Source organism: Dyadobacter linearis (assembly GCF_907165045.1).
GTDB classification, from domain to species: Bacteria; Bacteroidota; Bacteroidia; order Cytophagales; family Spirosomataceae; genus Dyadobacter; species Dyadobacter linearis.
Map to the genome: position 1 here is coordinate 122,339 of NZ_CAJRAU010000005.1, position 16,098 is coordinate 138,436.

A 16,098-nucleotide genomic window follows, 5' to 3' on the forward strand; every position below is an offset into this window, starting at 1 on the left:
CGCTATGCGGACAAGGTGTTTCCGCTGTGATCAGTCCGTAATCAGTACTTTTTGCTGTACTACTCCGTCCTGATCTGCCAGGCGAACAATGTAGAGGCCGGAAGCAGCTTCATGCAGCGGAATGCTGATCTCGCCACTTTTTCCGGATATTTCCTCCCGCAACACTACCATGCCGCCCGCATTGACCAGCTCTATCGATTGAAATGTCCGGTTGAGATTCAGACTGAGTTTGTTGTCATTGATCACAGTCGGCCGGACGTAAATGCCGGCCGTTTCTTCATCCCCAATTTTGACCAGAATAATTTTCGAATACTCGAAAGTATTATCGAGATCTACCATTTTGAGGCGATAGTAAAGGTTTCCAGTGTTTTTTGTCAAATGAGAAAAACGATATGTCGAACCTGTGACTGCATTTGCTGCAACCACTTTCCCTACATTTTCAAAGCCGCGCGCGTTGCTGCTGAACTCCACTTCAAAGCTGGCGAAAGCTTCTTCCATCGTCGTGTTCCAAGTAAGAGAAATTCCCTCATTTCCTTTTTCTCCCCGGAAATCGGCTAGCCTGACAGGCAGCGGCTCCTCTGCAAAAATCTGGTACACTGCGTCGCCTTTTACAGCGTAAATCTCACCAGCCTCGTCTTCTCCAATATCCACCGTGCCCGCAAGATCGCCCTTCTCATAACTGATGTAAGACTGGCTTCGCAGTATTTTGTGAATATCCCCTGAAAAATAATCGGTACCAATATAGAATCCGTTCATCAACGGGTACGCCGACCCACGGTAAACGACCCCGCCGATTACAGACTTTCCGCGGGCGTCGCTATTGACATAAGTGTAAAGTGGCCCAACATAATTTTCCGCTGGCAGGCACCCGGTGCGGTCAATGTCCGGCGTGGGTATATCGCCTTCAAAACAGCGCCAGCCGAAGTTAGAATTGCTGATCAACGCGGCGGGACGGAAGTCTATTTCCTCCCTCTGTCCTTGTCCAACGTCGCCGATCCACATATCTCCGGTCAGCTTGTCGAAACTCCACCGAAATGGGTTTCTGAGTCCCAATGCATAAACCGGGCTACCAGAAATCGGGTTAGTAGGCGGAATCTGGTAAGGTAATGTTGCCCCTTCCTGTACATTTACATCAATACGCAGAATTTTACCCAGCCAGCTTGAAGGATTCTGTCCATTATTTGCTCCATCATTCACGCCGCCGCCGTCGCCTGTCGACAAATACAGAAAACCGTCCGGCCCGAAATGCATTTCTCCACCATTATGGTTGGTTGCATTGGGATGAGGAATCGTGATAATTTCCTGATAAGTGCCGGAGCTGGCTGCGTTGCCGGAAGCTGTGTATCTGGCTACAATCAGGTTACCGGCGAGGTTTGTGTAATAAACATACATGAAACCATTGGTCTCGAATTGAGGATGAAAAGCAATGCTTAACAGTCCGTCCTCACCATCCGCAGACCTCACGATCGGGGTCGGCAAGTTCATATTCAGGAACGTAATTGCTGTGGAGGGTGCTGCTGGCAAGAAAACTTTGATAGTACCTGCTCTCTCGGCTATGAAAATACGATTAGTACCGTCGCCTGCGTGCTTCAATTGCATCGCATCGGTGAGTCCTTCCATGACCGGATTATCAAGGTCAATCTCTACATTCGGATTTTGCGCCGAAGTTCTGATGAGAGTTGCCAGCACAAGACTTGCGGCCAGGATCAGTGCTTTTTTGGTTTGGTTAAATTTTCTCATAATCAACTGGTTTGATTGAAAAACTCCTTAACACTACTTCTACTTATACCAGAGCTTGTTCTACAATTTCTATGCCTTTGAGATTTATATCGAGCACAAAAAAAGACCTCCTGAACGAGTGTCAGAAGGTCTTACATGCTGATTATTGATTTCAGTAAATGAATGTACCGAATTCGCTCTTGATCGTAAGCTTCTTTTCCGGTGCCTCTTCCACCCTTCCTACCACCTGCGCCGCAATTCCAAACGACTCGGCGGTAGCAATAGCTTGTGCTGCAAACTCCTCAGGAAGGTAAATTTCAAGCCTGTGCCCCATATTGAAAACCTTGTACATTTCCTCCCAGCTGGTGCCGCTTTCTTCCCGTATCATTTTGAAAAGTGGGGGAATGGGGAGCAGATTATCTTTGATAATGTGAAGGTTATCAACGAAATGTAGAATTTTCGTTTGTGCGCCGCCGCTGCAATGTACCATGCCATGAATGTGTGGCCTGATATCATCAAGCAAAGCCTTCGCCAGCGGAGCGTAAGTTCTGGTTGGGGACAATATAAGCTGGCCGACATTCAGAGGAGTACCTTCCACAGCGTCTGTCAGATTTTTGCTGCCACTGTAAATCAGATCTTCGTTTACTTCAGGGTCGAAGCTTTCGGTATATTTTTTGAGGTATTTACCTAAAATATCATGTCTGGCGGACGTAAGTCCATTGCTGCCCATTCCACCATTATACTGCGTTTCATACGTCGCCTGTCCGTAAGAAGCAAACCCAACGATCACATCTCCCGGCTGAATATTCGCATTATCCACCACTTCCGAGCGCTTCATCCGGGCGATTACAGTGCTATTCACAGTGACCGTTCTTACCAGATCGCCTACATCGGCAGTTTCGCCGCCTGTACTGTAAATTTCCACACCGTAACTGCGCAGCATTTCGAGCACCTCTTCGGCACCATTTATGATCTCTGCGATCACCTCCCCTGGAATACGATTTTTGTTCCGGTCGATCGTCGAAGAATACAGCATTGGACCGGTCGCTCCTACGCAAAGCAGGTCGTCGGTGTTCATTACGATAGCATCCTGCGCAATACCTTTCCAAACCGAAATATCGCCGGTTTCCTTCCAGTACAGATAAGCGAGGGAAGTTTTGGTACCGGCGCCGTCAGCGTGCATGATGGTGCAATAGTCGGGATCGCCAGCGAGGGTATCGGGGACAATCTTGCAAAAAGCCTTTGGAAAAATGCCTTTGTCTATCTTTTCAATGGCCTTGTGCACATCTTCTTTCGAAGCCGAGACGCCGCGCTGGAGATATCGGTCGGTAGTATTCATCTGGGTATTCATTAAAATCGGACAGTTCCTAAACAGCCACAAAAGTAGGCAAAAAGGCTTTTAAAGCTTTACTTTAATGAGGCAGCGCTTACTGCATTGGAATCAACATGTTACAGAATATATCTAAAATTTAGTATAAAATAGAATTAGGATACTTAAAAAGTTCGTTTTAGTTTTACGTTATACCGTTTTCAATTTGAAAAACCGTAGAATCTATTGTTTGAGAGTTCAAGAGTGCCAATCTCCTACCCTTCATGACATTTGCCAAGCGTTTTGTTTTTGTAATTGGCGGTTTATTTTTCCTAAATGCAGCCAGTCAGCCAGCCTATTCCAGAGAACTGACTTCCAAAGAAGCAGCTACTGATTCTACCGGTAATATTGAATCTTTGGTAAATTTTGCTGTTAAGCATTTACATATCCCCTACCGCTCCGGCGGCACTTCCAAGAAAGGCTTCGACTGTTCCGGATTTGTCAGATATTGCTTTGATAAGCTGGACATTGCATTGCCGCATTCCAGCGCCGCGCAGGCCAAACACGGTGAAACCATCGAATTGGATAATGCACGTCCGGGCGACCTTATATTCTTTAAAGGAGAAAGCACGAAAAGCAAAAATATCGGGCACGTCGGGATCATCACCGAGGTAGCGCCAGGCTACGTAAAATTTATCCATTCCGCATTCAAAGGCGGCATCCGGTATGACCTGCTGAATGCATCCTACTACGAAAAACGCTTCGTCGCGATTAAAAGGCTATTTTAAATTCATTTTATTATTTTCCTTTTTTTCCTTTTTCCGTTCACTGAAGTGAACGGCTATTGATTTTTGGGGCTGATCGTGATTGATGCCAATCAATGCCTGTCGACCTCAGCCGACGGATCCTTATATTCTTCGGATTTATCTTTCTTGAATAATTTGCAACAGCCGGCTATTCCAATCTTTCCGTTCACTGGAGTGAACGGCTATTGATTCGGGGCTTTCATGACTAATGCCAATCAATACCCGCCGACTTCAGTCGACGGATCGTCATATTTTTCGGATTTATTTAATTTATTTTTTCTTGATTATTCCGCAACAGCCGGCTATTCCAATCTTTTTCCGTTCACTGAAGTGAACGGCTATTGATTTTTGGGCTCTCATGACTAGCGCAATCAATGCGCGTCGACTTCAGTTGATGGATCCTTCCAATTTACTTGCGGCCAATTATTTTTCTTTGCGAAAGCGTTTATCTCTTCCTTGAACGTCTTTGTCGCGTGGTGGGCTTCCTGGTTGATAATATAATGACGGACGCGCTCTACGTGCCGCTCGCTTACGCTTGCAGCCCAGTAATCGTCCTGCCAAACGAACTTGTTCTTTGTCAGCTTATTCTGGTTGATCCAGCACGAAGACTCTCCTTTAATCTGCTGCACAATCTTACTTAATGATTGCTCGCGGCCTAAAGATATCAGACAATGTGCATGGTCTTTATAGCCATTCACGAAGTCCACTTGAATACCTTTTGAAATCGCATTTTGTTTCATGTGGAAGAAAACCTTCAATCGAATAGCGTCATTGAGAAAAGGGTAGCGGTGTTTGGTCGCGAAAACGACGTGAACCCAAATATTTGTCCAGCTCATATAATAAAGGTTAAATCGTTTAGACGATAAACCTTTCCATAAGTAACAGCCAACAGTATTCAAAAGACACTGAAATAAATTTCCGTCAACTTCAGTTGACGGAATAAGGGTTATAAACGTGATTGCGCGTAAATTTGACACTTTGAATGCTTCTTCATTAAATCACTAACAGCCGCACATTTTGAAACTCTGGCAAAAAGAAAATACTGTTACTTCCGAGAAAATCGAACGTTTCACGGTTGGGAAGGACCGCGAAATGGACTTGCACCTGGCCGAATTTGATGTACTGGGTAATATAGCCCACGCTACCATGCTCGCGACAATCGGTCTGCTTACTTCCGATGACCTGAAAGCATTGACAGAAGAACTGAAAAGCATTTATGCACAGGTTCAAAAAGGGGAGTTTGTGATTGAGGATGGCGTGGAAGATGTGCATTCGCAGGTAGAGCTGCTTTTGACCCGAAAACTCGGAGATACCGGCAAAAAGATCCATAGCGGCCGCTCGCGAAACGACCAGGTTCTGGTGGATATGAAGCTCTACACGCGCGCCCGCCTGTTTGATGTGGCGACTGCGACCGAAAAGCTTTTTAATGTATTGGCGTCCAAATCCGAGGAGCATAAAAACGATCTGCTGCCTGGTTATACGCATTTGCAAATTGCAATGCCCTCTTCGTTCGGACTTTGGTTTGGGGCTTATGCAGAGGCTTTAATTGACGACATCATACAGATAAATGCGGCTTACCGGCTCGCAAACCGCAATCCCCTGGGCTCCGGGGCGGGCTACGGATCGTCTTTCCCACTTAACAGGCAATTGACAACTGATTTACTCGCTTTTGAAGGAATGCACCATAATGTAGTATATGCGCAAATGAGCCGCGGACGTACCGAACAGGCGGCTTTGACCGCCATTTCGTCGCTCGCGGCGACGGTATCCCGACTTGCGATGGACGTTTGTCTTTACAACAGCCAGAATTTTAGCTTCATAATTTTACCCGACGACCTTACGACCGGCAGCAGCATTATGCCGCACAAGAAAAACCCGGACGTAGCAGAGTTGCTTCGCGCGAAAACAAACCGCATGAAGGCGCTGCCCATGGAGATAACAATGGTTTTAAGCAACCTGCCTTCCGGTTACCATCGGGACATGCAGTTATTGAAAGAGATTTTAATGCCTGCTTTTGATGAAATACTGGACTGTCTGGATATCGCTGCTTTTATGCTGGAAAACATGAAAGTGAAGCAGGATTTGCTTGAAGACCCTAAATATGATCTGCTGTTTAGTGTGGAGCGCGTGAATGAGCTGGTGATCAACGGGGTGCCTTTCCGCGACGCTTATCGTCAGGCCGGGGCGGAGATCGCGGACGGAACTTATGTTGCACCACGTGATTTAAAACACACCCACGAGGGTAGTATTGGCAATTTGCAAACTGCGGAAATCAGCGCGAGAATGCAGCAAGAACTGGCTGCATTTGGTTACGAAAAAGTACAGCGCGCCCTTGACAAACTGATAAGCTGACAATCAAATGCTCACTCCAAAGAAGGGATTGCTTGTTTCGTTCTTTATCTGGAGTGGCTGTTTGTGGGTAAATATAGCCGGGAACATGCCGGTTGCAGAGCCTGTGCTTTTCACTCAGAAATTGCAAGCCGACTCGGTTGCCGAGGGAAAGTTACTGGCAAAAGACTATTGCCAGCGCTGCCACCTTTTCCCCGAACCTGCATTACTGGACAAGAATACCTGGGTTACGAGCGTGCTGCCCAATATGGGCGAGCGGCTAGGACTGCGTTTTCCTGGGCGGGACCCGCTTGCGGATCTGATCCCCGAGGAAGAAAAAGTGATCCGGCAACTTAATATATACCCGGAAACGGCGCTGATCTCAGAAGCTGACTGGCAAAAGATCGTCGCCTATTACCGCCACGAGGCGCCGGATGTGCCCGTTCCACAAACGGGTACAAGTCCTGTTTCTGACTCACTTCCGCTTTTTTCAGGACAACATTTCAGTGTGGCCGATATTGCTGCACCGAAAACTACACTGCTCAAATTCGACCCGGGCACTTCGCAACTATATGTCGGAGATGATCAGAATGCATTGTTTGTACTTGACAGTGCATTTCAACTGAAAGAAAACTTCTGGATCGACTCCGCGCCTACTGATATTGATTTTCCTAAAAATGCACCGCCGCGGCTTTTGACGATCGGCGTTTTTAAGCCTTCTGATCAGCGAATAGGCAGGTTAATGTCCGTTTCGAAGACAGCCGCCAGCGGGCAGAATATGGTTAACATTCAGAATCTGCCAAGGCCTGTACAGTTTACTGCCGGAGATTTGAATATGGACGGAAAAGCCGACGCGCTGATCTCCGGTTTTGGGAACCATAGTGGCAAACTGTTCTGGCTGGACGATTTTCAATCAGATAAAGAACACATTCTGAAAGAACTGCCCGGCGCCCGCAAAACGGAAATATTTGATTTTAACAAAGATAAAAAACCCGACGTGATTGCCTTGATGGCGCAGGCGAGAGAAGAAATCTCTATTTTCTATAACCTTGGAAACGGGAAGTTTAAAGAAAAGGTATTGCTCCAATTTCCACCCTCTTATGGAATGGCGTATTTCGAACTCGTAGATTTTAACAAAGACGGATTTCAGGATATTTTGTTGACAAACGGGGATAACTGGGACCTTTCGCCGGTTGAGAAAAACTACCACGGCGTCAGGCTTTATCTCAATGACGGAAAGGACAACTTCAAGCTAGCCTGGTTTTATCCGCTTCACGGCGCGAGTAAGGCGATAGCAAGGGATTTTGACCAGGACGGCGATCTGGATATTGCGGCAACTTCATTTTACAGTGACCTGAATAATCCTGCACACGGATTCATATATCTCTCCAACGAGGGTAAAATGACCCTTAAAGCACATTCATCTCCACTGGCAGGCGCGGGTAAGTGGTTGACCATGGAAGCAGCCGATTTTGACAAGGACGGGGATATTGATATTGTACTCGGCTCCTATTTTCATACGATCGGTGAAATGACCGCATTGATGGCCCGCGGCACGATGTCGTTTCCGCAGCTACTGGTTTTAACCAACCGAAAGAAATAATTCGCCCATCAAAAAAAGAGGCAAACCAAACGGTCTGCCTCTTTTTGCATTCTAACTAAATCTATTCTTTTTAATTCAGGTACTACTATTTAACGTCCCAGAAAATCCGCTGAGTCAATTTATCACTGTCTCTCACAGAAGCGTAGTTTTCAGGATTGTAAGTAACCTCATTACCAGGGTAGTTCCATCTTACAGGAGGCGTAGTCTGGTTATTTGCATTGTCAGTCTGGAATTGCAGGGTCGGCATATCCAACCTGCGTACTTCCGCCCAGTTTTCGTAAGCCTGAACCAGGTTGAAATGCAACCATTTCTGAGTTGCGATCAGGCTTAATTTTGCAGCCGGAGTACCCGCAGCTGTCCAGTTTACGCCATTTCCTGCGATGTAAGCAGTGATAGAAGCGTCGGTTGCGGGAGTAGGAATAGTCGCGTTGGTAATACCTTGCGCATTGGTGATAGCCAGGATCGAATTGTAGAACTTCACGGATTGCGAAATTGCTGTTTCATAAGCAGTTTTTGCCATCGCGTCGTTTCCTGCATTCAGATAGTATTCTGCTTTGATCAGATTTACCTGTGCTGCATTGATGATCACACCAGGGAAAAACTGGTTGTGGCTCAATGTGAAACGGTTGTAGATCGCTACAAGTCCAGCTTGATATTGAGCAGTCTGCACCGCATTGGTTGCCTGCGGGTCCATACCTGCATACACACCTTTTGCATTCTGACCTGGCTCAAAAACAATTTTCAAACGTGGATCTGCATTTGCGTTCATGTGGTCGATTATTTTCTTACCAGCTGTGTTACCAAACCAGTCACCACCGCCGGAAGCAATACCATCCTGAAATCCTTTTGAGTTGATATCAGTATTGACATCAAAAACATTGATCTGGATATTCTGATCATTAGTTTCCACGATCGGGAAAGTGGCAGTGTTACCCAGGATCTCTCCCATTTCGGTAGTAGCTCTTGCCTTGAAATCAGGAGCAGCAGAAACACGGCTCAGCATGCGCAGACGAAGTGAGTTGCAATAACGCTTCCACATCGTCAGGTTTCCTTTGTTTACAAAATCAGAAGTCTGGAAAGATTTCTGATATCCTGCATTCAGAGTAACTCCATTCAATTCCGTAGCAAGTGCCTTCAATTCATCCAGCATCAAAGTGTAGATCGACTCAGCTGAATCAAACTTGGCATTTGAAGACGCATAATCTCCATCCTTGGCACTCAGCATACCTGCTTCGGTGAAAGGAATCGCTCCAAAAAGGTCAACAACGCGTTGCGTGTAGTCGTACAGGTAGATCTTTGCGGTCATCATAAAGATCTTTTTGTTAGCCTGCTCTTCTTCCGATTTGCTTGCGTACACTTTTTCAAGTTCGCGGTACTGGGCAAGGGTATTATAGTAATTAAACCAAAGGTCCTGTACACCCGCCGAGCCCGGCACATAGTTTCCTGACTCAAAAGGCCAGCCAACCGCCTGCGTGTAGCGGTTAAGGCTTGTGCGCAACGTTACAAAGTAGTTTCCGTAGCCTGGCAGCACATATTCCCGGCTGGTATACATGATACCGGTATATTGCTTTTCGATGGTTGTTTCGGAAATTTTCGCAGGATCCGGATACCTTTCAGTAAACTCAGATTCGCTGCAGGACGCTGCTACCAGCATAAGTCCCGCCAATATGAATGATGATATTTTGTTCATTGTCATGATCTTTTTAAAAATTAGAAGCTGGCTCTCAGCATGACACCCATTGTACGGAACGAAGGATTGCTACCTGCGTTGCTGATGTTTTCATACCATCTTGTACTGATGTTGGTTTGTTCCGCATCCAGGTCTTTTACAGTTCTGTAAAGGAAGAAAAGGTTACGTCCGAAAACCGACAGCGAGATGTTCTGTGCACCCAGCTTTCTTCCGATATTCGCAGGAAGACGGTAAGCAAGAGAAAGCTCACGCATTTTGAAATAGGTATTTTCCTGGATAAACAACTCGTAACGCGCATTTCCGTACTGAGGACCACCCCAGTTGTAAGTTGCATTGTAGTAAGTTGCCTGTGAAACTACGTTTGTGTTTACTTCGCCGGCAGCAGTTACACCTTCCATCAACATACCATCATTGTAAACAGGCTGACCATTTGGACCGGCAGCTTCCGAAGTCTGAACACCTTTTCCGTTTGCATCCACATAGTATGACAAACCACCGTGTTCTTTATCCATATTGTTAAGACTTTCTTCTGTCAAACCTCTTGAAGTCATCCAGTTGATACCGGTTGGCATAATGTGACCGCCCACTCTGAAATCGACTACCGCATCAAGTGTGAAGTTTTTGAAGCTGAAAGCATTTATAAAACCACCGGTAAGTTTAGGCATTGCATTACCTACTTTGATCCAGTTGTTTCCGTCAAGCTGGTAAAGACCATTCGGACCAACAACACCTCTTCCGTTTGCATCTCTAAGGATACCATGCGAGTAAATATCTCCCATTGGCTGACCAACGATTGATCTTACCTGAGCCGCGTTTCCGTCGTAATCAGCGTGCAGCAATTCAGTAGAGTTGTTAGCAAGCTTTTCCACTTTGTTCACGTTTCTTGCCAGGTTCAAAGTCAGATCCCAGTTGAAATCATTGAAATTAGTCGCTTTAATCGGGCTTACATTGAATGCAACTTCCACACCCTGATTTCTCAAAGTACCGATGTTGGCAAGAATTGTACGTGCACCGGTTGTTGCAGCGATGTTCAAAGGAAGGATCTGATCAACGATCTGTGCATTGTAGTAAGCGATATCAAGACCAATGCGGTTCTGGAACAATTTCGTTTCCAAACCAAATTCGAATTCGCGCTTCTGCTCAGGACGGATTCTGTCGTTACCGCGCTCAGCGCTCATGTTGGTATATAATACCGAAGCACCGCCTCTTTCCTGAATGCTCAGGTTACCTTGTCCGAAGGCTACGTTTGCACGGTAGATTTCAGGATAGTTACCCACAACCCCGAACGAACCTCTCAATTTACCATAGCTAAAGAAAGCTGGCAGAGAAAACGCATCTGTGAACACAAAGCTGGCATTAACAGAAGGATACACGAATGCATTGTTTCCTTTTGCCAAAGTAGAAGTGCGGTCTCTACGGATAGTACCTTCCACAAAAACGAAGTTTTTGTAATCGAAGTTAACAGTACCCATATAAGCATCTCTCAGGTATCTGCTGCGCGTTTGGTTACCATTCGCAACATTCACAGTTGCAGAAACGTCAAAGAAATTTTCAGTGCTCAATCCGCCGTTGGTTGATCTCGACACGAATGTGTTCAGCGTTCTGTTGGCTGTATAACCTCCCAATGCTGAAACAGTCATATCTTCACCGATTTTTTTAGTGTAGGTCAAAAGAATGTCACCGTATACATTATTGTACAGGTTGTTGTTCATTCCAAAATCACCTGAGTAACCGAATGCAAGCGGAACGGCGCTGTAACCGCGGCTTTCCAATCTTTCGTTGGTATAGTCAGTAGCAATACGACCTCTCAGTTTCAGGCTTTCCAGGATATCCCAGTGTTGCGTAATACTTGCGATCACACGGTCGCTGTATTCGTAAGACTTGTTTTTTCTTGTATTCCAAACGTAATCAGCAATATCTCCCTTGAAACCGTTGTAACGAATATTTTCGTCCGGAGTCAAGCTTTGTGTTCCTGCGCCATTTACGAATTTGTAACCCAGGCTAGTCTGATATTTTTCGTTGTACCAGTCAGCAGATTCGAAACGGTCCATCATACCGGTAAAGTTGTTGATCATACGATCCACTTTGAATGGCCTGTTGTACGTGTATTGATTCACGTAGTTAACCATCAGGTCCGTTCTCAGCTTTTTATTCAGGTTGAAGCTCGCGTTCAGGTTGGCGATATTCTTGCTGTTCTTCGCATCGTAGCTGATCATTCCATTGTCCTGGCGGGTGAATGAAAAGCGGATCGTTGCATTGTCAGTCGCTTTTGAGATCGAAAGGTTAATATTAGAGCTGCTCGCATTTTCGAACAAATCGGCATAGCTGTTGTTCGAAGCAGAATAAGGTCTGATTTTTCCATCCCATGACATCACAGGCTGGCCATCGAATTTAGGACCAAAGTTCACAGTTGCTCCAAGCAAGCCTCTTGTTTCTTTCGTACCATCACCGTCGGTATCATAATAGATAAATCCGGCTGCATCCTGGCCACCATTGTTGTAGTTCAAAGGATAACCCGGGCCGCGTACATTCTGATAGCGCGGCAGGTAAGCGATCTTGTCTACATTATAGCTTGCATTGAAATCAACACCAAGTCCTTTTTTGCCTTTACCAGTTTTGGTAGTAACAAGCAAAACGCCGTTTACCGCTTCCGAACCGTACAATGCAGCAGCAGAAGCACCTTTCAATACCGAAATATTCTCAATATCAGCAGGGTTCAAATCCAGAAGACCGTTACCGCGCAAACGTTGGTCACCCCAGTAGTCGCCGTTTCTTGACTCGCCGTTACGAATAGGAATACCATCCAATACAAGCAGAGGCTGCGTGTTACCAGTAATCGAGCTGAAACCGCGGATGTTGATACTTACACCGGAAGTAGCTCCACCCGGCGTTGCGTTGATCGTCACACCCGGTGCTTTTCCGTAAAGTGCCGTTGCAAAGTTGGGAGAAGCTGTTTTGATCAGCGCTTCGTTGTTGACGGTCGAAGTTGCATAACCCAATGCACGTTGTTCTTTTGAAATACCCAATGCAGTCACCACTACTTCACCAAGCTGATTGGCATCTTCCAGTAAAGTAATGTCAAGTACCGTCTGACTTCCAACCGGCGCTTCAATCGTTTTGTAGCCGATGTAAGAAAAAACCAATGTGTTACCAGAAGTCGCTCCAATGGAAAAATTTCCGGAAGCATCCGAAGTAGTACCGTTAGTTGTGCCTTTTACCAAGACCGAAACACCCGGCAAGGTGGAACCGTCTGTTCCTGACTTGATCGTCCCAGTGATAGTCTGGGCGAAAACAGGACTGCTTAACATCACAAGCATGACGAAAAGCCCTAGTAGATTTCTTCGCATAATTAATTAGCGTATTAGTTGAGGACTATAAATTTAACACAATTTTAACATTAAATTTTTTAAGACCTTCTCTCTTTTTAAAAAAAATTATTAACTAAGGTCAAAAAGTGCATTAATTAGAGAAAATGCGCGCTATTTATCGCCATATAACATATTTACATTGGCGAAAATTGTAGATAAGAAAGAAAAATTTGACAATTGGTAAAATTGCCAAAGAAGCTATCAGAGTGTGATCGTAGTGCCCGCGGCTGACTTAGCAGACAAGAGCAGATCGTCTGCATGACAAATGCTTACCCGCTTTACACCATCGTGCAATGCAGCAAAGGCACCGTCGAGTTTGGGGATCATTCCTTTGTATATCACGCCGGTAGATTTATAAGATTCATACGATTCGGGCGTGAGGCTGGAAATTACGGAATCGTCATTCTCAGGGTCAGAAAGTACCCCTTTTTTCTCAAAACAGTAAACGAGTGTGACATCATATTCACGTCCCATCGCCACCGCCGTTGCAGAAGCGATTGTATCTGCATTGGTATTCAAAAGTAACCCTTCATCACTATACGTAAGCGGCGCAATCACGGGAATAAGGTTGCTGCCAAGCAACGCAGCTATTTGTTTTTCATTAACCTCCTCAATATCACCTACAAAACCATAATCGACTGTTTTGACAGGTCGTTTCACAGAACGTATAATCCCGCCGTCGGCGCCGGTCAGTCCGATCGCGTTGCACTTCAAAGCTTGCAACTGCGCAACCAGATTTTTGTTAACCAATCCACCATAAACCATCGTCACCACATCCAGCATCGGTTTGTCCGTGATCCTGCGCCCTTCCACCATCTCTGTTTCGATCTGCAACCTGGCCGCAATCTGTGTCGCTACTTTCCCGCCGCCGTGAACAAGTATCTTCAAACCGTCCAGGCTGGCGAAATCGCTTAAAAAACGGGCACACGCGTCAGGATTGTCGATTACGTTACCTCCTATTTTGACGATATATAAAGACTTTGACATAAGATCAGATTTTACTGTGCAGAATTGGCGGGCACAAAGGTAACAGAAACCGAAGGCGGAGGAAACCGGAATTGTGATTGGTGAATTTTTTTGGCAAAATTACGTTCCATATTAGACCATAAGTCTACCGAATCAATAGATATTAACATGAAACGTATTCCCATCTTTTTGCTCTTCATCTGCTCAATTATTTCAATTTCGGCATTTGCGCAGCTTACATCTCCGAAGGCGAAGTGGACCTATTCTTTTTCCAAGCCTGAAGTAAAAAAGGGTGAGACCGTCGATCTGGTATTTACGGCGGCGATCGAGAAAGATTGGTACATGTATTCCTCCGACTTTGATCCCGACCTCGGACCGATGCTCACAACCGTCTCTTTTGAAAAGAACAATGGATTTGAAGTTGTGGGAAAACTCAAACCGCAGAATCCCAAGACTAAATTTGAGGAGGTTTGGAATGGGAATGTAAAGTATTTTGAGGGAAAAGCGGTTTTCAAGCAAACGATCAAGGTGCTTACTGACAATCCTGTTATAAAAGGCACTTCTGAATATCAGACTTGCAGCAATGTAACTGGTCTTTGTGTTGCGGGCGGTGAGGATTTTGAGTTTAAAGGTTTAAAAGTCACTGCCGGCACCGCTACTGCCGCTGCCGAACAGCCCGTAAATGCTGAAAAAATAAATCCTGATTCTTCCGCTAAAATTGAATCCGCAGCAACTGTACCCGCACCCGCGAACACCGACAGTACATTTTCCAAGCTTTCTGAAAATACTTCCGCTTCTGATATTACGACGGAAGAAAGTGCGGCTGACGGTTCATTGTGGGGATTTGCACTCGCGGCATTCCTTTCCGGACTGGTCGCCTTACTTACCCCCTGCGTGTTCCCGATCATCCCGATGACGGTGAGCTATTTCACCAACCAGCAGGGCGGAAAAGTGAAAGCGTTCGTTTACGGCGCTTCGATCATATTGATCTATACATTAATAGGTACTGTTGTTTCGAGGTTAAATGGACCTGCTTTTGCGAACTTTCTGAGCACGCACTGGCTGCCTAACCTGCTGTTCTTCGCCATTTTCATCGTTTTTGGACTTTCTTTTCTAGGACTGTTTGAGATCGTATTGCCCAGTGGTTTTGTGAATAAAATGGATCAGAAAGCAGACAAAGGCGGTTATGCGGGCGTTTTCTTTATGGCGTTTACATTGGTACTGGTTTCATTTTCCTGCACCGGGCCAATCGTTGGAAGTTTGCTGGTAGCCTCTGCGGGTGGTGAAGTCGTAAAACCTATTATAGGTATGGCGGCGTTTTCGGCCGCATTTGCGATTCCGTTTACCTCATTTGCATTGTTTCCGCAGTGGCTGAAATCGCTCCCAAAATCGGGCGGCTGGCTGAATACGGTGAAGGTTGTGCTAGGTTTTCTTGAATTGGCGCTGGCTTTGAAATTTTTCAGTATTGCCGATCAGGTTTATCACTGGGGCTTGCTGGACAGGGAAATTTACCTTGCATTCTGGATCGTGATCTTTGCTTTGCTTGGTTTCTATCTTTTGGGTAAAATCAGGACCCCGCACGATTCTGTTCTGGAAAAAGTAAGCGTTCCGCGGCTGCTGCTCAGTATTATCACATTTACATTCGTGATCTACATGCTCCCGGGCATGTGGGGAGCACCTTTGAAGGCGCTGGCGGGCTACCTTCCTCCGCAGTCTACGCTGGATTTTGATCTGAATAAAAGAAGTGCGGGCGCCACTGCTGGCGCAAACAGCGCTGAAATTGCCGGAAAGTATTCAGATCTATTCCATTTGCCGCACGAGCTTACTGGTTTTTTCGATTACAAAGAAGGTTTGGAATATGCTAAAAAGGTTAATAAGCCGGTTTTCATCGATTTCACTGGCCACGGTTGTGTGAACTGCCGGGAAATGGAAGCGCGTGTTTGGGTGGATCCCGCGGTAATCCAACGTTTGCGAAACGATTACGTGATCATCGCTTTATATGTAGATGACAAGACGGAACTGCCGGAAAAGGATTGGTACACTTCCGATTACGATAAGAAAGTAAAGAAAACGATCGGCGCACAAAATGCCGATTTGCAGATCGTGAAATATAATAACAACGCACAGCCGCATTACTGCCTGGTAGACCACGACGGGAAATTGCTTGTGAAGCCTAAGAATTACGACTTGAATCCGGCGAATTTCGCAGCGTTTTTGGATAGCGGGAAAGCGGCTTTTAGTAAGTAAATGTTTTTTTTCCGTTGGCTGAAGCCGACGGGTATTGATTGTTGGGTTATGGGAAGATGATT

Annotated in this window: 10 protein-coding genes; 4 read left to right on the plus strand and 6 right to left on the minus strand. The window is 45.8% G+C overall.

Annotated elements, in window-relative coordinates; translation table 11 throughout:
- Positions 1-30: 30 nt before the first annotated feature.
- Positions 31-1,740, minus strand: a complete 1,710-nt coding sequence (locus KOD92_RS17505) for a PQQ-dependent sugar dehydrogenase (protein ID WP_215234892.1) — start codon at positions 1,738-1,740, stop codon at positions 31-33.
- A gap of 151 nt (positions 1,741-1,891) precedes the next feature.
- A complete protein-coding gene (locus tag KOD92_RS17510; protein WP_215234893.1) occupies positions 1,892-3,058 on the minus strand; it encodes an AIR synthase related protein in 1,167 nt (388 codons plus the stop codon).
- 254 nt (positions 3,059-3,312) lie between these two features.
- On the opposite strand from KOD92_RS17510, the gene KOD92_RS17515 reads away from it, so the two are divergent.
- Positions 3,313-3,816 (plus strand): C40 family peptidase, encoded by a 504-nt coding sequence (locus KOD92_RS17515; RefSeq protein WP_215234894.1) that lies wholly within the window; start codon positions 3,313-3,315, stop codon positions 3,814-3,816.
- Positions 3,817-4,205: 389 nt separating this feature from the next.
- Here the strand turns inward: KOD92_RS17515 and tnpA are convergent, their stop codons facing one another.
- Entirely contained in the window at positions 4,206-4,670 is a 465-nt protein-coding gene (gene tnpA, locus KOD92_RS17520; protein ID WP_229254727.1) for an IS200/IS605 family transposase, read from the minus strand.
- 181 nt (positions 4,671-4,851) lie between these two features.
- On the opposite strand from tnpA, the gene argH reads away from it, so the two are divergent.
- Positions 4,852-6,186, plus strand: coding sequence for an argininosuccinate lyase (gene argH / locus KOD92_RS17525; RefSeq protein WP_215234895.1), 1,335 nt, complete (start codon positions 4,852-4,854; stop codon positions 6,184-6,186).
- 7 nt (positions 6,187-6,193) lie between these two features.
- Positions 6,194-7,765 carry an FG-GAP repeat domain-containing protein gene (locus tag KOD92_RS17530; RefSeq protein WP_215234896.1) on the plus strand — a complete coding sequence of 524 codons (1,572 nt, stop codon included), beginning with the start codon at positions 6,194-6,196 and terminating at the stop codon, positions 7,763-7,765.
- Between the two features lie 85 nt (positions 7,766-7,850).
- On the opposite strand, the gene KOD92_RS17535 is transcribed toward KOD92_RS17530, so the two are convergent.
- The 3 genes from KOD92_RS17535 to argB form a co-directional block, all read right to left on the minus strand.
- Positions 7,851-9,455, minus strand: coding sequence for a SusD/RagB family nutrient-binding outer membrane lipoprotein (locus tag KOD92_RS17535; protein ID WP_310589446.1), 1,605 nt, complete (start codon positions 9,453-9,455; stop codon positions 7,851-7,853).
- A gap of 20 nt (positions 9,456-9,475) precedes the next feature.
- Positions 9,476-12,802 (minus strand): SusC/RagA family TonB-linked outer membrane protein, encoded by a 3,327-nt coding sequence (locus tag KOD92_RS17540; RefSeq protein ID WP_215234898.1) that lies wholly within the window; start codon positions 12,800-12,802, stop codon positions 9,476-9,478.
- Positions 12,803-13,024: 222 nt separating this feature from the next.
- Entirely contained in the window at positions 13,025-13,810 is a 786-nt protein-coding gene (argB, locus tag KOD92_RS17545; RefSeq protein WP_215234899.1) for an acetylglutamate kinase, read from the minus strand.
- A 147-nt stretch (positions 13,811-13,957) separates the two neighbouring features.
- Here argB and KOD92_RS17550 point away from each other — a divergent pair, with 147 nt between their 5' ends.
- The gene (locus KOD92_RS17550; protein ID WP_215234900.1) at positions 13,958-16,036 is read left to right on the plus strand and encodes a protein-disulfide reductase DsbD family protein; all 2,079 of its coding nucleotides are present in this window, start codon (positions 13,958-13,960) and stop codon (positions 16,034-16,036) included.
- Positions 16,037-16,098 lie beyond the last annotated feature (62 nt).